Source organism: Streptomyces sp. NPDC045021 (genome assembly GCF_056432645.1).
Genome location: NZ_JBWKIQ010000001.1, coordinates 481,720 through 499,506, shown reverse-complemented (window position 1 = coordinate 499,506; position 17,787 = coordinate 481,720). Strand labels below are relative to the sequence as shown.

Genomic DNA, 17,787 nt, shown 5'->3' with positions numbered 1-17,787 from the left:
CATGGCCGCCGGCATCATGGTCGGACGTACACTGAAGTGGTGTCGGGCAGGTCCCTGCTCCGCCCGGCCACCTGTATGCATCACCTGTATCCAACCGTCTGCGGCCAGACCAGAGAGTGCTGCCGCCCGGATTCGGCCGACCCAGGAATGGGGTCCTGAGCCCGTCCGGACGCACGCCGCAGTTGTTGCGCAGTGACAGGTAGCGGTCCTCGGCCATCCGGCCCTTCGGTCCGCACGCAGATCGCCCCCTGTGGGGAACGCTCGCCTTCACGCGTACCACCGCCGGTGCCCCGGCTTCCGCGTCGCATGTGCACCGCACTGCGCCGGAGCGGGTCCGCACCCGGCCGACAGCACGATCCCCGACAGCCGGGCACCGGACGACCGGTGCCGGGACGCCGGGTCATGGTCATCAGCGCGGTATCCGGTTTGCCTTCACCCCTGCCGACAGGCCGGGCCACCGCAGTGCACCACCGGCCGCTTTCGAGGGGATAGTTGTGAAACTCAGTGCACTGCTCGACGGGCACGACCACCACGTGATCCAGGGCGACCTGGCCACGCCGATCACCGCGGGAATGAGCTTCGACGCCCACCGGGTGACGGCCGGCTCGCTGTACATCGCCGTACCGGGCCACGAGGACGGCGGACCCGAGCTGATCGGGCGGGCGCTGGAGCTGGGAGCGGTCGCGGTACTGGCCGAGGGCGACGCCCCGCACCTCGCGGGCCTGCCCGAGACCGTCTGCGTGGTCCGGGTGACCGACATCCGGGCGCTGGCCGCGGTCGTCGCGTCCCGCTACTACGGAGAGCCGGGCCGCGCGATGGACGTCGTGGCGATCACCGGCACCAACGGCAAGACCTCCGTCTCGTACATGGTCGAGGCGGTCCTGCGGATCGCCGAGGGCGTCAAGGTCGGGGTCATCGGCACCTCGGGCAGCCGGATCGGCGGAGAGTCGATCCCGATGCCGAGGTCGGTGCTGACCACCCCGGAAGCGCCGGACCTGCAGTACCTGCTCGGCCACATGCGCGACCGCGAGACGCCCAGCGTGGTGCTGGAAGCGACCTCGATGGGCCTGCTGCAGCGCCGGGTGGAGGGCGTCTTCATCGACGTCGGCGTCTTCACCAACCTGACCCAGGACCACCTGGACGACCACGGAACGATGGAGCACTACAAGAACGCCAAGATGCGGCTCTTCCAGGGGCTGTGCCGGCGCGCGGTGGTCAACGCCGACGATCCGGTCAGCGCCGAGATCATCGCCCTGATGCCGGACACGGTGACCACCTACGCCCTGGACGCGCCGGCGGACTACCGCGCCACCGACCTCGTCGTGGACGCGGCGGGCAGCCGTTTCACGCTGCACCACGACGGGCGCAAGTACCCCGCCGCGATCCCGGTGCCCGGCCGCTTCTCGGTGGCCAACGCGCTGGCCACCCTGGCGGCATGCCATCTGCTCGGCCACGACCTGCAGGGACTGGTCAGCGCCCTCGACCGGATGCCGCCCACCCCCGGCCGCTTCGAGCGCTACACCACCCCGCAGGGCACCTGCGTGATCGTGGACTACGCGCACTCCCCGGATTCGCTGGAGAAGGTCCTCACCACCATCCGCAGCTTCGCGAGCGGCCGGGTCATCACCGTCTTCGGCTGCGGCGGCGACCGGGACATCACCAAGCGCGTCGCCATGGGCACCATCGCCGGCGAACACTCCGACCTGTGCGTCCTCACCTCGGACAACCCGCGCTACGAGGACCCCGAAGGGATCCTGGACCAGATCGCCCCCGGCCTGGTCCACACCGGGATCCCCTTCCAGCGGATCACCGACCGCCGGGACGCGATCCGCTACGCGCTGTCCGTCGCGGGACACGACGACGTCGTGCTCGTCGCGGGCAAGGGCAGCGAGCCGTTCCAGATCATCGGCGACGAGCTGCTCCCGTTCAGCGACATGGGCGTGGTGCGCGAGCTCGCCCTGGAGCCGGTCGCCGCAGCCCTGTAGAACCCGGACGACCGTGGAGCGATGCGGCGGGCCCGCCCTCAGGCCAGTCGCATCGCGAAGGTCACCACGGCACCGGGGGAGGCCGTGGCGATCACCAGCCGGTCGGTGAGCAGGCGGGTGAGCCACAGCCCGCGGCCGGCCGGGCCGCCGTTGATCCCGGGCGCCAGCTCGGGAATGACGTCCTCGGAGAAGCCGGGACCGGAATCGCTGATACGGCACTCCAGTTCGTCGCCGACCCTGGTCAGCGCGAGGGCGCCGTCCCCGCCGGCGTGCTCCACCACGTTCGAGGCCAGCGCGTCCATTGCGAGCACGAACTCGCCGCGGCGCGGTTCGGACAGTCCCGCCAGGGACGCGCGCTGCTCGATGAGGACCCGCAGCCGCGGCAGGTCCTCGCCGGTGAACGCGACCTCCAGCAGGCACTCCGCCGGCTCGCCGGCACGGCTGCCGGCCGGGTCGGTCAGCATCGGCGCCCCGCCCCGGTCAGCACCAGCCGCGCGGTGCTGCCCTCGCACAGGGCACGCAGCACGCGGATCTGGCCGGCCTCACCGTGGACTTCGACCCGGTCGTGGCCGTCCGCGGCGCGGACCATCCGCAGCAGCTCGTCGGCGCACCGGACGCTGAGGAAGCTCAACTGCGTCAGATCCACAACGAGTTTGCGCGCGTCCCCGGTGCGTGCGAGCGCCTCGCCGACGGCGGCGCTGAACTGCTCACCGGTGGCGAGGTCCGCCTCGCCGATCAGCCGTAGGGAGCCGTCGCCGTGCAGCGCCCGCAGTTCGCCGAGCCGGGTGAGCAGGTTGCGGGGGTGTGCCCGGCACATCCGCGCCAGGACGTCCTCGTCGAACCGGCGCCGGTCGTAGGCGCAGATCTCGCTGTAGGTGCCGTCGGTGAACAGGTGCTCCGCGTGGGATTCCCGGTGCATCATCACGTCGATGTCGGCCTCCAGATCCGCCACCCAGTGCATGTCGATGAAGGTGCGCAGCCCGGTGTATCCCTGCCGGACCGCGAGCGCGGTCTCCTCGCGGATCCGCTGCCACTGCCGCTCGGGGGTGAAGCCGCGGTCGGGGCTGATGAGCGACCGCATGCTGTTGAGCACCAGCTGCCCCCGGGCCCGGACCCGGGCCATCGAAGGGCTGTCGGCCTCCAGCCGGGACCAGAGCTCGTCGTCACCCACTCCGGGAGCCGCGAAGACCATCACCTTCTCGCCGCGGGCCAGGCCGGTCCAGGCGAAGGTGGTCAGCACATCCCAGTTCGACTCGTCGTCGCCGTAGCTGACGAAGCAGTGGTCGCCCGCTCGCATGCGTTGCACGGAGATCGTGGCGGGATGGACCTCATCCCAGACAGGCATCGCCCCTCGCTTTCTGCGACCCGTACCGCTGTTCGCGTGCCGGAGTCGTGGCAAAGCTAGCGAGTCCGCTTCCCGGAGCGGCATGCACCGACAGAAGTGAACGATGGCGCAAGGAAGTTGCCCTTCCGCTTCCAGGAAAGGTCGTGATTAGTCACCGCGTGATCAGATCTGACCGTTCGTCCGGATGCCGGTCGGCCGGGCACCGGCAGGCGGAGCGCGGGTCAGCGCGAGGTGGCGCGTCCTACCACTTCGAGCGCTGCATGAAGCGGCGGTGCGCCGACTGCGCGGAATCGGAGCGCTGGACGGGTACGGGGGCGGGCTTCTGCTGCGAACTGTCGGCGGACTGGCTCGGGCCGCTGGTGGTGCCGGGCATGATCTTCGTCCTCCCTGCCGGTGTAGCTGGCGCGTACATCAGGAAGGCGCCAGGTTAACCGCCGTGTGTGCGGTGCGGGCTTGTCTTCGGGCCGCATACCCCCGTTCGGGGGAGGCATCCGCTGCTGTCCGGGCTGTTGACGGGACACGGTCAGGGTCTTACCGTCCGATGGCGGTGGACTGAGTCGTCTTCTGTTCGTTTTTCGCAACCCTTCTCCACAAACCCCAACGGCCGTCGGTACTCGGCCGCGAAGAAGGAGCCCCGCGTATGCGAAGCCAACACGCCGTACAGCCCCAACACGCCGTACAGCCCCTGCGCGCCTTACGAACCCTGCGAACGCCCCTGGCCGCACTGCTCGTGCTCGTCCTGGCCGCGTTCGCCGTCCTGCAGGCCCCGCCCGCCCACGCGGCGGTGAACACCGCGATCACGGTCGACGGGAACTCCCCGGGCAGGACCTTCGACGGAGTCGGAGCGATCAGCGGCGGGGGAGGCAACTCGCGGCTGCTGGCGGACTATCCGGAGCCGCAGCGCGGCCAGATCCTGGACTACCTCTTCAAACCCGGATACGGCGCGGCGCTGCAGATCTTCAAGGTCGAGATCGGCGGCGACACCAACTCCACCGACGGCGCCGAGCCCAGCCATGAGCACACCCGCGGCACGGTCGACTGCGGTACCGGGTACGAGTGGTGGCTGATGGAGCAGGCCAAGGCCCGCAACCCCGCGGTGAAGCTGTACGGCCTCGCCTGGGGCGCGCCCGGTTGGATCGGCAACGGCAACTTCTGGTCGCAGGACATGATCGACTACCTGATCGCCTGGATGGGCTGCGCCAAGCAGCACGGACTGACCATCGACTACCTCGGCGGCTGGAACGAACGCGGCTACAACAAGGCCTGGTACGAGAACCTGCACGCCACCCTCGCCGCGAAGGGGTACGGATCGACGAAGGTCGTCGGCGCGGACTCCGACTGGTCGGTCGCCGGGGACATCCGCGCCGACGCGGCCTTCGCCGCCTCTGTGGACATCGTCGGCGCGCACTACCCCTGCGGCTACATGTCCGCGATGACGTCCTGCTCCACCACCTCCGACGCCCTGGCCACCGGAAAGCAGCTGTGGGCGAGCGAGAACGGGTCCGAGGACTACAACACCGGCGGTGCGCCCATCGCGCGTGCCATCAACAGGGGTTATCTGGACGCGAAGTTCTCCGCGTTCATCAACTGGCCGCTGGCCGCTGCGCTCTACCAGAACCTGCCGTACAACACCGACGGGATGCTGACCGCCACCCAGCCCTGGTCGGGCTCGTACAGCGTCGGAAAGAGCACCTGGGCCACCGCGCACACCACCCAGTTCACCCAGCCGGGCTGGCAGTACCTGGACTCCGGCAGCGGCTACCTCGGCGGCGACCGTGCCAACGGCAGCTACGTCAGCTACAAGTCGCCGGGCAAGACCGCCTGGAGCACCGTCCTGGAGACCCTCGACGCCACCGCCGCGCAGACCGTCAACCTCAAGACCGCGGGAGGGCTGCCCGGTGGCACGGTGCACGTCTGGTCCAGCGACTTCTCCTCCGGCCGGCAGAGCGACTACCTCGTGCACAGCGCCGACCTCACGCCCGTCAACGGCGCCTACCAGCTGACCCTGCAACCCGGCCGGGTGTACTCGGTGACCACCACCACCGGCCAGGGCGCCGGAACGGCCGCCTCGCCCGCCCGCGGTCTGCTCGCACTGCCCTACTCCGACGACTTCCAGTCCACCCGGCAGGGCGGCGAGGCCCGGTACCTGGCCGACATGAACGGCTCCTTCGAGGGCGCGGCCTGCGGCGCGGGCCGTACGGGCACCTGCGTACGCCAGATGGCCACGACGAACCCCATCACCTGGGACGGCGGCAGCGACCCGTACGCGACCCTCGGCGACCTGAGCTGGTCCGACTACACCGTCTCCGCCGACGCGATGCTCGAACAGGCGGGCGCGGTCCAGCTGATGGGCCGGGTCGGCACCCAGAAGGGCTTCGCCCCGGCGAACATCAACGCCTACTACCTCAAACTCGCCAACACCGGCGCCTGGTCCATCCTGCGCAACAGCGCCGGCGGAACGGTCACCACCCTCGCCTCCGGCACCGTCGCCGCGCCCGGTACCGGCAGTTGGCACCGCCTCGCCCTCACCTTCGCCGGCCGGACCATCACCGCGACGATCGACGGCACGAAGGCCGGCGCCGTCACCGACGACTCCTACGGCGCTGGCCAGGTCGGTATCGGCACCGCCGGATACGTGGCCGCCCAGTTCGACAACCTCAGCGTCACCCCCGGCTCACCGGCCGTCCTGTCGGGCACGTACACGCTGGTCAACCGGAACAGCGGCAAGGCGCTCGACGCGGCCAAGCAGGGCACCGCCGACGGTACGCCCATCATCCAGTGGACCCGCAACGGCGGCGGCAACCAGCAGTGGAAGATCGCCCCGGCCGGGGGCGGCTACTACGTCGTCACCGGTGTGGCCGGCGGCAAGGCGCTCGACGTGCCCGGCGCCGCGAAGGTCGCCGGGACACAACTCGACCTGTGGACACCCAACGGGGGCGCCAACCAGCAGTGGCTGATCGTGCCCAGTGGCGGCGGCTTCTACACGCTGGAGGGCCGCGACAGCGGTCAACTGGCCGACGTCAGCGGAGCGTCCACCACTGACGAGGCGCCGGTCGTCCAGTGGCCGGCCAATGGCGGTACCAACCAGCGGTGGCAGCTGGTGCCCGTCTCCTGATCCGTTCCGGCTGTTCGCCGATCCAGACCCCGCCAGTGGTAGGAACCGCGCTGGTACGTGCCGCGTGCGTACGCGGCACAGGGGGCTGGGTCGGCCCCGCCGGGCGGCGAAGTATTCCTTCCGGGAGCCCGCGGCGCGATCGGTGCCACGGGCCCTGTATCCGGAGGGAAACGGGACGATGGCGATTGTTGAAGGGGTGCCTGCCGAGGTCGGGGCACCGGCCGGGGGATCGGTGCGAAAGCCCGTACCGGCTCGGATGACGGGCCGGCTGCGGCTGGTCCTGGTGGTGCTGCTGGTCGCGCAGTTCATGCTGGCCGTGGACTTCTCGATCCTCAATGTGGCCCTGCCGGTGGTCGGCCAGGGGCTCGGGTTCCCGCTGGCGGACCTGCAGTGGATCGGTACGTCCTTCGCACTGGCCGCCGCGGGCTTCACGCTGCTGTTCGGGCGGATCGCCGACATCGTCGGCCGCCGCAGGATGTTCCTGGCCGGCCTGGCGGTGCTGGGCGCCTCCTCGCTCGTCGGCGGGCTGGCGGTCAGCCCCGCCATGCTGCTGGCGGCCCGGGTCGCGCAGGGGCTGGCCACCGCGGCCGTCACGCCGGCCGGGCTGTCGCTGCTGACCTCGTCCTTTCCCGAGGGCCCGCTGCGGGACAGGGCGCTCGGTCTCAACGGCGCCCTGATGTCGGCCGGCTTCACCGCCGGCGCGGTCCTCGGCGGAGTGCTGACCGACCTGCTCTCGTGGCGCTGGGCGTTCTTCGTCAACGTCCCGGTCGCCGTCGCGGTACTGATCGTGGCCCCGCTGGTGATCAAGGAGAGCCGTCCCGCGGTCCGCCCGCGGCTGGACGTGCCCGGCGCGCTCGCCGTCACCCTCGGCCTGCTCGCCCTGGTCCTCGGGCTGACCACCGCCGGGGAGAAGGGCTGGGGCGATCCGCGGGGCCTGGTGGCCCTCGTGACCGGCGCGGCGCTGCTCATCGTCTTCTACGTCGTCGAGAAGAGCGCCTCCGCACCTCTGGTGCCGGTGGCGATACTGCGGCGCCGCACCGTGATCTGGGGCAACCTCGCCGGTCTCATCGCCTTCGTCACGGAGACCTCGCTGGTCTTCCTGATGACCCTTTATCTGCAGAAGGTGCTCGGGTTCTCCCCGCTGGCGGCGGGCCTGTCCTTCGGCGTGCTGGGCCTGGGCACCGTCGTGGGCGGTCTGCTCGCCGCGCGGGTGATCGGCCGGATCGGCACCCGGGCCACCCTCGTGACCGGCGGCGCCGTCCAGGCCCTCGCGACGGTGGCGCTCGTCGCACTGGGTGACGACCGCGGCTGGATGGCGCTGCTGCTGGCGGCGACCTTCGTCGGTGGGATCGGCAACATGCTGGTGATCGTCGGCTTCATGGTGACCGCCACCTCCGGGATCCCCGATGCCGAGCAGGGCATGGCGACCGGCCTGGCCACGATGACCCAGCAGGTCGGCATCACCATGGGCGCCCCGGTCATGAGCGCCATCGCCACCGCCGGGATCACCGTCTCGTCCGGCACCGGCGCGGTACTGGACGGCATCGGGAACGCGGTCCTGGTGAACGCCGCCATCGTGCTGGCCGGTGCGGTCCTCGCGGCCCTGTTCCTGCGCGGCGCACGGCGGGCGTGACGCGGGTCTCACGCCCCTTTCCGGCGGTGTGCCACCTGGGCGCCGGGCACCCGGGGCGCCGCCGGAAGGCCCGCATCCGCCATGGATGCGGGCCACGTGCTATCGTAGATCTCAGTTGCAGTTGTGGTACCCATGAAACTTTGTGTGCACCTGACGGTTACAACCCTCAGGTGCATTTTGTTTTTCCGGTCATCTCCGGATGGGCTCATTGCGGCGACGCGGAACACGTGAAGTGCGTATTCCGGCTGTGCCCCCTATCAGAGGAGATTTGACATGGCTACTGGCACCGTGAAGTGGTTCAACGCGGAAAAGGGCTTCGGCTTCATCGAGCAGGACGGCGGCGGCGCTGACGTCTTCGCCCACTACTCGAACATCGCCACCCAGGGCTTCCGTGAGCTCCAGGAGGGCCAGAAGGTCTCCTTCGACGTCACGCAGGGCCAGAAGGGCCCGCAGGCCGAGAACATCGTTCCCGCCTGACGCTGACAAGAGCTGAGCCAGGGCCCGCACCGTGAGGTGCGGGCCCTGGCTGTTGCCCGGACTTCGTCACCCACCCGGGCACCTTTCACCACACGGACCTCATCGGTCCGGTATTCCGGCCGCCAATTCTCAGTAGGCGCCGTTTCATCGGAGTTCACCGCGCGGACCTTTCCGCCGGACTCCGCATTCGCCATTTGCTTCGGTTCGTTTCTTGCGATTCCTTGCGCGGCTGTCGGCCGCCGAGCCTTCCTCGACACGCGCCGCCTCGAGGAAGGTTCCGCATGAACCGCACCACGCGCTCGAACAGCCCCTACTCCCGCAGCAGCCGCACCGGTGGCTCGGGCAGCGGCGGCAGCTACAGCAGCCGCTCCGGCGGCTCCGGCAACACCGCCGGATTCAGCGGCCGCTCCCGCTCGCAGTCCTCGAACCGCTCCGGCGGCTCCGGACGCCGGCCGGCCGCGCTGCAGGGCGAGTTCGCCCTGCCCGTCACCATCACCCCGGCGCTTCCCGCCGTCACCACCTTCGGCGCGCTCGACATGCCGGTCGAGGTGCTCAAGATGCTCACCAGCCTGGGCATGAACGAGCCGTTCCCGATCCAGGGCGCGACGCTGCCGAACTCGCTGGCCGGCCGTGACGTCCTCGGCCGCGGCCGCACCGGCTCCGGCAAGACCCTCGCGTTCGGTCTGGCGCTGCTCTGCCGCACCGCCGGACAGCGCGCCCAGCCGCGCCAGCCGCTCGCGCTGGTCCTCGTACCGACCCGCGAGCTGGCCCAGCAGGTCACCGACGCGCTCACCCCGTACGCCCGCTCGCTGCACCTGCGGCTGGCCACGGTCGTCGGCGGCATGTCGATCGGCCGCCAGGCCAGCGTGCTGCGCGGCGGCGCCGAAGTCGTCGTCGCGACGCCGGGCCGGCTCAAGGACCTGATCGACCGCGGTGACTGCCGGCTCGACCGGGTGGCCATCACCGTTCTGGACGAGGCCGACCAGATGGCGGACATGGGCTTCATGCCGCAGGTCACCGCGCTGCTCGACCAGGTGCGCACCGACGGCCAGCGGATGCTGTTCTCGGCCACCCTGGACCGCAACGTCGACCAGCTGGTGCGCCAGTACCTGCACGACCCGGTGGTCCACTCGGTGGACCCCTCGGCCGGTGCGGTCACCACCATGGAGCACCACGTGCTGCACGTGCACGGTGCCGACAAGCGCGCCACCACCACGGAGATCGCCGCCCGTGACGGCCGGGTGCTGATGTTCCTGGACACCAAGCACGCCGTCGACCTGCTGACCCGCGAACTGCTGGCAAGCGGTGTCCGGGCGGCCGCGCTGCACGGCGGCAAGTCCCAGCCGCAGCGCAACCGCACCCTTGAGCAGTTCAAGACCGGACACGTGACGGTGCTGGTGGCGACCAACGTCGCGGCCCGCGGTATCCACGTCGACAACCTGGACCTGGTCGTCAACGTCGACCCGCCGAGCGACCACAAGGACTACCTGCACCGCGGCGGCCGTACCGCCCGCGCGGGGGAGTCCGGTGTCGTCGTCACCCTCGTGCTGCCGAACCAGCGCCGCGACATGACGCGTCTGATGGCCGACGCGGGCATCACGCCGAAGACGACCCAGGTCCGCTCCGGTGAGGCGGAGTTGACGCGGATCACCGGCGCCCAGGCCCCGTCCGGCGTTCCCGTCGTCATCACCGCTCCGGTGTCCGAGACCGCGAAGCGCAGTGCCGCCTCGACCCGTGGGCGCCGCAGCCGTACGGCCCAGGCCCGTCGCGCCGGTGCGCCGGATCGTTCCTCCAGGCCCCGCACGAGCGCCGTCTGACCGTTGCCGGTCAGTTGTTGACAGCTACGAAGTACCGCCGGGCCCCGCTGAGAAGCGGGGCCCGGCTTTTCGTTGTCAGGCGGGGGCATCGCCGGTGAGGGGTTCCGGCGGGGCGACCGCGAGAAGGGCTTCGCCCACCCCGTCGGCCATGGTCAGGACCTGGTCCGCACCGGTCAGTTCGAGCGTGCGCAACAGCTGCGGGCTGACGTCGGCCAGAACGAGGACGTCCCCGAGGTCCTGGAGCGTCTGCCGGATGGTGAGCAGAAGGCCCAGCCCGCGGGAGTCGCAGAAGGTGAGCTCCGCGCAGTCCAGCACCAGGCGGCCCTGACGGGCGTGGCCGTCCTGCTGGGCCGGCAGATCGCCGTGTCCGATCCGGCCCTCCTGTCGGGCCCTGAGCAGTTCGGCCACGGCGTTCGCCAGGACCTCTTCGCTGTCCAGGTCGAGCTCGCCGGCCAGCGCGAGTACATCGACATCCCGCCGGCCGTTGCGTACGGGCCGCACCTGCAGCCGAGTCATGGTCGTCTCCCGAAGATCAAGATCGCGGTACCTACGGTGTGTACTCATGGCGCCCCACCGTGCCGGGCACGGGCCGGCCGACCCCGTGGCGAGGTAGGGCGTGGGCAGCGTACCTGGGTTCTCAGTGTGCGTAAATCTGTCCTGGCCGCAATAGACATTTCACGATCGGGTTGTTAGATTTTCTGGCGTAATGAAGGACGTCGGTGATCTCCGGCTGTCGCCTCCCCCGAGTGGGCTGTACGCCGCAGAGGTGCAATGACCCCCAGGACCCGTACGAACACGTCCGACAAATTCGACGACGACGACTACCCCGCCTACACCATGGGCCGTGCCGCGGAGATGATCGGCACCACGCCCGCCTTCCTGCGGGCGGTGGGTGAAGCGCGGCTGATCACCCCGCTGCGCTCGGAGGGCGGCCATCGCCGCTACTCGCGCTACCAGCTGCGCATCGCCGCCCGCGCCCGCGAACTCGTCGATCAGGGCACGGCCATCGACACGGCCTGCCGCATCGTCATCCTGGAGGACCAGCTCGAAGAGGCCCTGCGCCTCAACGAGGAGCTGCGCCGCCGCGCGGACGCACCGCAGCCCTCCGAGGACGCCTGACCGACGGTTGGACCGCCCACGATCGGCCGGACAGGCCCTAAGGTCGGTGATGTGCTGAGCATCGTGGATGAACTGGCCGGCCCTGGTCCGCTGCGGATCTGTGCCCATGCGCCGCAGGACGGCGACCCGGGCGATCTGACCGGACTGCGGGTGCTTCTCGTCGCGGACGTGCTGGGGCGCGTCGTCGAGCTGCGCGGCAGGGCCGTGCTCATGGGATGGACCGGCCCACGGGTTCCACCGGCGGGCGCCGCGGGTATCCGTCCCGCCGACGCCACCGGCACCCTCGACGAGATCACCGAGGTACTGGGCGGCCCGCCCGCCGTTCACATCACGCATCGCGCCTACGAGGGTGCGGGCGGCGCCAGCCTCCAGGTGGGCGCCGCGAGCGTCGCGGGACCTGAGGACCGGGACGCGCTCGCCGTACGCCTGCTCCTGCTCGGCTACCCGCACCACGAACCGCTCGCCGTCACGTCCGATGAGGTCACCGCTGCCGAACATATGCTGGCCCGTTGGCGGCGTGCCGTGGCCGGGTGGGCCGAGGAGCCGTCCAAACCGATGGCCGCCGACCTGGTGCGAACGGCGCGGACGGTGCTGAAGGACACCCTCGACACCTCCGAGGTGCTGCGACTGCTGCGCGGGCTGGAAACGGCCGCCGATGTGGCGGACGGCGCCAAGTTCGAGACCTTCGCCCATCTCGACCGCGTTCTCGGCCTGGAGGTCGTCCGCGAGATCGGCCGCCCGCGGTCCGCCGGGGCGCCCGCATGAGCGCGACCCGGCGGCTGGTGATCCTGCGGCACGCCAAGTCCGCCTGGCCCGAAGGCGTTCCCGACCACGACAGGCCGCTGAACCGGCGCGGCCTGCGCGACGCCCCCGCCGCAGGCCGCTGGTTGGCCGACGCGGGATGCCTGCCCGACCTCGTCCTGTGCTCCTCCGCCCGCCGTACCCGGCAGACCTGGGACCTGGCGGCCGCCGAGTTGGACGGCGCCCCGCAGGTCCGCTACGAGGAGCGCCTCTACGGGGCCGACGTCGGGGACCTGCTCGACGCCGTGCGTGAAGTGTCCGCCGATGTCGGGACGTTGCTGCTGGTCGGCCACCACCCCGGTGTCCAGGACCTGGCGCTGCTGCTCGCCGGTAGGTCGACCGGCGACACCCTGCACCGCACACGGACCAAGTTCCCCACGTCCGGCACTGCCGTGCTCACCTGGAGCGGGCCGTGGTCGGTCGCGGGACGGGGGGTCGCCCTGCTGGCCGACTTCGTGGTTCCGCGCGGGCGGCGCGAGGAGCATTCCTGACCCATGGGGCCGCGCCGCCGCGCGAGTTGACCCCGCTTCAGCGGAACATCAGGTTCAGACAGGGGACGCGGCAGCGGCCGCGGTGAGCGCCGGGATCGCTGGGATCGCGCGCGTTCTGGCAGGTTCGACGGTTCTGACGGGCGCGGGTGCGAGTGCGAATGCGGGCGCTGGCGCGACCAGTGACGGATCGACGGTGAGGTCGGTGACGCCCAGGGGCGCGCCGAGAGCGCGTACCGCGGGCGCGGACAGTCTGATCCACTCCTGGCCGGTGCCCAGCGCCGTGACGAGCCGCTGCTCGGTGGTGAAGGCGACGGCCGTGCGGCCGCCGAGGGGTGTGCGGAAGAAGCGGGCGGTACAGCCCGCGGGTCCCGGCCGGACAGGGACGAGAAGTGGTCCGGCCGGGATGCGATCGGAGGGTTCGGGATCCTCCGCGTACAGATGCTCGACCATCACAGTGCTCCTTGAGAGAGACGAAGCGCTCCCCGGCGTGATCGCCGGCGCCGCTTCGACGAAGATATCCCCGCGAGGAGGGTCGTCGATCACGCTCCTTACGCGTGCTTGATGCTGCCGCAGGCCCCTTTGACGAGCCCCTGACGGGTCGGGCCGGCAGGCCGGTTGCAGGGGCCTTGGTATCAGGGAGCCGTCAAGGATCGCTCCGGCCGCGTATCGGGTCCGTCAAGGGATGCCCACGCCGGGGCTGTACGGAGATCCACTGGAAGGCCAGGGAACCGGGGTCACGGCCGGCGGTTCACGAGTCGTAGCGAAGGATGCGGGACACCATGGCCGAGGCCACGCGGATCATCGTCGGAGTCAGCGGATCGTTGAGCAGCCTGGCCGCCCTGCACCGCGGTGTCGCCGAGGCGCGCCGGCACGACGCCCTCCTCGTACCGGTGCTCGCCTGGGCGCCGGTGGGCGGCGAGATCGCCTACCGCAGGGCTCCCTGTCCGCCGCTGCTCAAGGAATGTGAGCGCGCGGCCGGCAAGCGCCTGGACACCGCCTTCGAACAGGCCCTCGGCGGATACCCCGGCGGCCTGCGCATCCGGCCGCTCGTCGTACGCGGCGCGCCGGGCCAGGCCCTGGTGCAGATCGCCGACCACCCGGACGACCTGCTCGTGGTGAGCGCGGGCCGCCGCGGTCCGCTGAACCGGATGTTCCACGGATCGGTGGCCCGCTACTGCCTGGCGCACGCCAGGTGCGCGGTGGTGGCCGTTCCGCCGTCCGACCTGCTGGAAACCCTCGAACGCGCGGGCCGCCACGGCCTCCCCTTCCCGTCGACACCAGCCCCGTCACGTAAGCGGGCCCTCCCGTCTCACAGCAGCAGCGGTGCCAGCAGCTTCTCGTCGGCGGGGTAGGGCAGTTCGACGAGGAGAAGCCCGCCCGCGGTGCTCAGATCGCCGGCGCGTACCAGGATGTGGATCTGCCGAGCGAGCGGGTCACGTCCGTGACGGCGACCTCCACTCGTCCGCGTACCGGCGGGCGGCGTCGCCCGTGAGGCCGACTTGGAGAGGCTCCACTGCTTCATGCACCTTCGGTGTCCAGCCGCTCCGCGGACTGGAGCAGGTGCTCGGGCAATTGATGATGTCGGTGCTGCGGCCCGCGTGCCCCCGTCGCAGCGAACGGCGGTCGAAAATCGGTGGCCACCTGAACTGGCCGGCCCCACGCTGTACGCCATGGAAGAACCGCACCGCAGGATCCGCGCGCTCCACACGGAATCCACGATTACTGTCTACCAGGCATACTCCCCTGAAATCGGACTGCCCGCCGTCCGCGACGGCCGCTTTCCCGCCGCGTGGAAGCCAGACCGCATGACGTGGGTCACTAAGCCGTCTTCACAACCCTTTCCGCCACCGGCTTCTGTTGGCTCCGGCTTGTTATCAGGGTTGTGTGCGCTACGCGGCCCTTGGAGTGGCAGGCTGGCCCCGAGGGTAGTACTCATCCCTACGTTCCGTTGGCCGGGGGGACATGGACGCGGAGTTGTGGTTGGGGCTGTCGGGTGCGCTGACAGCTATCGTCGGGTTGTACTACGCGTGGCGCGCACTGGATCCCGCTGCCGTCGACCAGTCTCGGGCGTCCTTCGTCAAGGAACGGACAGATCTCCGTCAGCGGTTTGCTCAGTTGTGCGAGATGGCCGCCGACATGCATGTTCTCGCCCGCCCCTCGTTGGAGCGGATCGGTGGTACCTCCCTGCTGTGGGAGGCGGCCATGCGTCCGCCGACTCCTGTTCCGCTGTCAGCGGTGGTGCTGCAGTGGCAGGATTCGTTGCCAGCCATGAACTTGCCTTTGCTTCGCGCGGCGCGACGCTGCTTACCAAAGGAAACAAAGGCGAACCGCTACGAACGCTATTCATCGGCTATGGGAGATCTGACACGTCCTGCCCTCTTCGAAGACCGCCCGTCCTTTCGTCTTGTGCATGCCGACTGGTCTGATCCGGGAGGACCTCGTCTGGTCTTCGGCAGTGGCCAGTACTTCGACCTCATCGACCAGAACGAGGCCGTCGCCCACGAATTGGCTGAGGCTACGCAGGGGGCGCCCAAAGAAAGGCCGCCCTGGCGAGCAGTGCCTATGCGCAGGCTCCTGGCCGACGACCCGCTGTTGCTCGGGGGGCGTGTCGTGCTCCCTTCCGTTGGCACACTGACTTTGCGCCGTACCTCCGATGGGCAGGGCACCTTCTTTCTCCTCTACCGAGGAGAAGGGCAAGTTGCCACGGGCGAGGGCACGTACGGGCCGATCCCCGCCGGCATGGTTCAACCGGCTTCGTTCTCGCCTCTTGCGCACCGCCAGGACCTCGATCTATGGCGCACCATCATGCGGGAGTACAACGAGGAACTCCTTGGAGCCCCGGAAGCCAAAGGGGATTCAGGCACCGAAGTGGACTACTGCCGGCCCCCTTACAGCCTGCTCAACGCCGCCTTGGCCGACGGCTCGTTACGTGTGTGGTGCTTGGGCATGGCGCTGGAGCCTTTGAACCTTGCTGTATGTTTTTTGACCGTGGCAGTCTTCGAGGCGAACACCTTCGACACGATCTTCGCTGAGGCGGTCGAGCGAAACGAAGAAGGCATAGTGATCAGCGGGCCACGCTCCAACGGCACCATCACCGGTCTGCCACTCAACGCCGCCAGTATCAACGAACTTCCTTCGAGCCGTATGTCTTCTCCCGCTGCAGGGCTGCTCCAACTAGCCCTACAGCATCAGGATCTTCTGCTTTCAGATCCCGGTCACTTCCATGCATAAAAAGGACTATGAACACAGCTTGACGTGGATCATCAAGCAGCGTTCACAGTCCTTTGCCGCCATGTGACCCGAGATGATGTCAGGTTGTGCCGGACCGCCGGACCGCCGGACCGCCGGACCGCCGGACCGCCGGTCAGGGACGCAGGTGGGCGAGTAGCTCTTCACCGGCGGGGTATCCCTGCTCCTGGGGGAGCAGGCGGGTGGCTGCGTCCAGTTCTCCGTCCCTGACGAGTGCGTGGATCTCGTTGGCGAGCGGAGTCACGTCACTAATGGACACGATCCACTCGTCCGCGTAACGCGACGATGCCTCACCTGAGAGCCCCAGTTGCAGCGAGCGGTGCGGCAGGGGACGCAGGTGCAGATCGCGTTCGGGATCCCACTGGACACGGGCCGGTGCGCGCTTGAGGTCCCGCTGCCAGGCGCCGCGATCGGAATGCAGTCCGCGGACGTAACTCGCCAGGCAGGCATGGCGCAGCGCCCACTCGAAGCCGTCGCAAGTGATCTCGACGGCGAGGACGGTCTCCTGACCCTCCTTCGTGCCCCAGCCGGAGCGGTACATCATCCACATGAAACTGGGCTTAATCCACGTCATGCGGCCAGGCTTCCACGCGGCGGGAAAGCGGCCATCGCGGACGGCGGGCAGTCCGATTTCCGGGGAGTATGCCTGATATACAGTGATCGTGGATGCCGTGTGGAGCGCGCGGATTCTGCGGTGCGGTTCTTCCATGGCGTACAGCGTGGGCTCGGCCGACTCAGGTGACCACCGATTTTCGACCGTTGCGCGACGCGACGGAGCACGCCGGCCACAAGCTGCAGGCAGTCGCCCGTGCGGGCCAAGTAGCGTCCGGAGTCAGAATGGAGGTTCCTCCGTGCAGCCGCCGGTCCAGACGTCATGGACGTATCGAACGCGTGCGGCAACGTCAGCGGGAGTCTCCTGGGCAACGATGTCGTGGCCCCAGTTCTTGAGTGCGTCCAGACAGCGGTTGCGGTTGTAGCGGTTGGTACTGGTAGCGAGGAGGCGATGGACGCGGTGTCCGAGTTCGTCTCTGTGACAAGTGAGGGCGGGATGCTCGATCAAAGGGATGGCGGCAACGACCGCGGCCTCACGAACAGCATTGCTTTCGTGGCCCAGGAAGGCTGAAACGGCACGGTAGAACGTGGGGCGGTTGTCCAGGAAAACGCGCATTTCTGGATAATCGTCGAGGTCGTCACCGTCGAAGTGACGCTCGACGTCGGCGTCGTAGGCGAGTGATCCCAGCCAGTCCAGCAGGGCCGCCCTCACCGGACGGTCTCTTTCCGAGTCAGCCCGACGGTCAGGTTCGACGGTCGCCATCGCGGGGTGGGCGAGGATCGCGGCGACATACAGCGCCACGGGGAGCGTAGCTTCGTAGAAGCTGTTCTGATGGCATACCGGCTCCAGGCCGCTGATGGCGCTGATCTGAATCGTCGGGTCAGCATGGAGGAGGCGAGGCAGCGTGGCCGACAGAAATCCGCCGTTCCCTCTCGCGGTGCCGAGTGAGGCCCAGGCCGTACCGTCCAACAACGACTGGTGATGGGGCAGTTCATCGGGCGTCAGACCGTCAGTCTGCTGGTTCTCCCTGGTCACGAGGCAAGGCTACCGCGGACGCTCAAGATCTGGCATCGAACCTCGTGTGCGGACAGGGATGTGTGGCGTCGGCTCACGAAGGTCCGTGAAGACGGCTTGACATGATCAAACCGTGCTTCTCAAATTCCTCAACCATGCGAGCGGCGAGGACTCACCCCTCGTGTCAG

Annotated in this window: 18 protein-coding genes and 1 pseudogene; 11 read left to right on the top strand and 8 right to left on the bottom strand. The window is 69.4% G+C overall.

The window, feature by feature from the left end:
- Positions 1-494: 494 nt before the first annotated feature.
- Positions 495-1,985: a UDP-N-acetylmuramoyl-L-alanyl-D-glutamate--2,6-diaminopimelate ligase gene (locus tag AC07DC_RS02325; RefSeq protein WP_478911045.1), complete on the top strand. Its 1,491-nt coding sequence runs from the start codon at positions 495-497 to the stop codon at positions 1,983-1,985.
- A 38-nt stretch (positions 1,986-2,023) separates the two neighbouring features.
- Here AC07DC_RS02325 and AC07DC_RS02320 read toward each other — a convergent pair whose 3' ends face one another.
- The 3 genes from AC07DC_RS02320 to AC07DC_RS02310 all read right to left on the bottom strand — a co-directional run bounded on the left by AC07DC_RS02320 (position 2,024) and on the right by AC07DC_RS02310 (position 3,703).
- Positions 2,024-2,449, bottom strand: a complete 426-nt coding sequence (locus AC07DC_RS02320; protein WP_478911044.1) for an ATP-binding protein — start codon at positions 2,447-2,449, stop codon at positions 2,024-2,026.
- Positions 2,443-3,330 (bottom strand): MEDS domain-containing protein, encoded by an 888-nt coding sequence (locus AC07DC_RS02315; RefSeq protein ID WP_478911042.1) that lies wholly within the window; start codon positions 3,328-3,330, stop codon positions 2,443-2,445. The genes AC07DC_RS02320 and AC07DC_RS02315 overlap by 7 nt, the downstream gene beginning before the upstream one ends.
- Before the next feature lie 241 nt (positions 3,331-3,571).
- Positions 3,572-3,703 carry a hypothetical protein gene (locus AC07DC_RS02310; RefSeq protein ID WP_478911040.1) on the bottom strand — a complete coding sequence of 44 codons (132 nt, stop codon included), beginning with the start codon at positions 3,701-3,703 and terminating at the stop codon, positions 3,572-3,574.
- 267 nt (positions 3,704-3,970) lie between these two features.
- On the opposite strand from AC07DC_RS02310, the gene AC07DC_RS02305 reads away from it, so the two are divergent.
- The 4 genes from AC07DC_RS02305 (at position 3,971) to AC07DC_RS02290 (ending at position 10,372) form a co-directional block, all read left to right on the top strand.
- A complete protein-coding gene (locus AC07DC_RS02305; protein WP_478911038.1) occupies positions 3,971-6,445 on the top strand; it encodes an RICIN domain-containing protein in 2,475 nt (824 codons plus the stop codon).
- Between the two features lie 256 nt (positions 6,446-6,701).
- Positions 6,702-8,078, top strand: coding sequence for an MFS transporter (locus tag AC07DC_RS02300; protein WP_478912573.1), 1,377 nt, complete (start codon positions 6,702-6,704; stop codon positions 8,076-8,078).
- Positions 8,079-8,351: 273 nt separating this feature from the next.
- Positions 8,352-8,555, top strand: a complete 204-nt coding sequence (locus AC07DC_RS02295) for a cold-shock protein (protein WP_037915390.1) — start codon at positions 8,352-8,354, stop codon at positions 8,553-8,555.
- Between the two features lie 281 nt (positions 8,556-8,836).
- On the top strand, positions 8,837-10,372 hold the full coding sequence (locus AC07DC_RS02290; protein WP_478911037.1) for a DEAD/DEAH box helicase: 1,536 nt from the start codon (positions 8,837-8,839) through the stop codon (positions 10,370-10,372).
- Positions 10,373-10,447: 75 nt separating this feature from the next.
- Here AC07DC_RS02290 and AC07DC_RS02285 read toward each other — a convergent pair whose 3' ends face one another.
- On the bottom strand, positions 10,448-10,888 hold the full coding sequence (locus AC07DC_RS02285; RefSeq protein ID WP_478911035.1) for an STAS domain-containing protein: 441 nt from the start codon (positions 10,886-10,888) through the stop codon (positions 10,448-10,450).
- A gap of 255 nt (positions 10,889-11,143) precedes the next feature.
- Between AC07DC_RS02285 and AC07DC_RS02280 the strand changes: the two genes are divergently transcribed.
- From AC07DC_RS02280 to AC07DC_RS02270, 3 genes are read left to right on the top strand one after another with little or no spacing between them, the layout of a single operon-like run.
- Positions 11,144-11,491, top strand: a complete 348-nt coding sequence (locus AC07DC_RS02280) for a MerR family transcriptional regulator (RefSeq protein WP_478911034.1) — start codon at positions 11,144-11,146, stop codon at positions 11,489-11,491.
- A 51-nt stretch (positions 11,492-11,542) separates the two neighbouring features.
- The gene (locus AC07DC_RS02275) at positions 11,543-12,256 is read left to right on the top strand and encodes a hypothetical protein (protein WP_478911032.1); all 714 of its coding nucleotides are present in this window, start codon (positions 11,543-11,545) and stop codon (positions 12,254-12,256) included.
- Positions 12,253-12,783 carry a SixA phosphatase family protein gene (locus AC07DC_RS02270; RefSeq protein WP_478911030.1) on the top strand — a complete coding sequence of 177 codons (531 nt, stop codon included), beginning with the start codon at positions 12,253-12,255 and terminating at the stop codon, positions 12,781-12,783. The genes AC07DC_RS02275 and AC07DC_RS02270 overlap by 4 nt, the downstream gene beginning before the upstream one ends.
- A 54-nt stretch (positions 12,784-12,837) precedes the next feature.
- Here AC07DC_RS02270 and AC07DC_RS02265 read toward each other — a convergent pair whose 3' ends face one another.
- Entirely contained in the window at positions 12,838-13,233 is a 396-nt protein-coding gene (locus AC07DC_RS02265) for an SAV_915 family protein (RefSeq protein ID WP_478911028.1), read from the bottom strand.
- A 329-nt stretch (positions 13,234-13,562) separates the two neighbouring features.
- On the opposite strand from AC07DC_RS02265, the gene AC07DC_RS02260 reads away from it, so the two are divergent.
- Complete coding sequence (locus AC07DC_RS02260; RefSeq protein ID WP_478911026.1) at positions 13,563-14,135, top strand: universal stress protein; 573 nt, start codon at positions 13,563-13,565, stop codon at positions 14,133-14,135.
- Here AC07DC_RS02260 and AC07DC_RS02255 read toward each other — a convergent pair.
- A complete protein-coding gene (locus AC07DC_RS02255; RefSeq protein ID WP_478911025.1) occupies positions 14,093-14,305 on the bottom strand; it encodes a hypothetical protein in 213 nt (70 codons plus the stop codon). The genes AC07DC_RS02260 and AC07DC_RS02255 overlap by 43 nt on opposite strands.
- 148 nt (positions 14,306-14,453) lie before the next feature.
- On the opposite strand from AC07DC_RS02255, the pseudogene AC07DC_RS02250 reads away from it, so the two are divergent.
- Positions 14,454-14,612: pseudogene (locus AC07DC_RS02250) on the top strand (DUF4291 family protein); the annotation flags it as partial.
- A gap of 133 nt (positions 14,613-14,745) precedes the next feature.
- Positions 14,746-16,014 carry a transcriptional regulator gene (locus AC07DC_RS02245; protein WP_478911023.1) on the top strand — a complete coding sequence of 423 codons (1,269 nt, stop codon included), beginning with the start codon at positions 14,746-14,748 and terminating at the stop codon, positions 16,012-16,014.
- A gap of 133 nt (positions 16,015-16,147) precedes the next feature.
- Here the strand turns inward: AC07DC_RS02245 and AC07DC_RS02240 are convergent, their stop codons facing one another.
- A complete protein-coding gene (locus AC07DC_RS02240; protein WP_478911022.1) occupies positions 16,148-16,741 on the bottom strand; it encodes a DUF4291 domain-containing protein in 594 nt (197 codons plus the stop codon).
- Between the two features lie 123 nt (positions 16,742-16,864).
- The gene (locus tag AC07DC_RS02235) at positions 16,865-17,620 is read right to left on the bottom strand and encodes a hypothetical protein (protein WP_478911020.1); all 756 of its coding nucleotides are present in this window, start codon (positions 17,618-17,620) and stop codon (positions 16,865-16,867) included.
- Between the last annotated feature and the right edge of the window lie 167 nt (positions 17,621-17,787).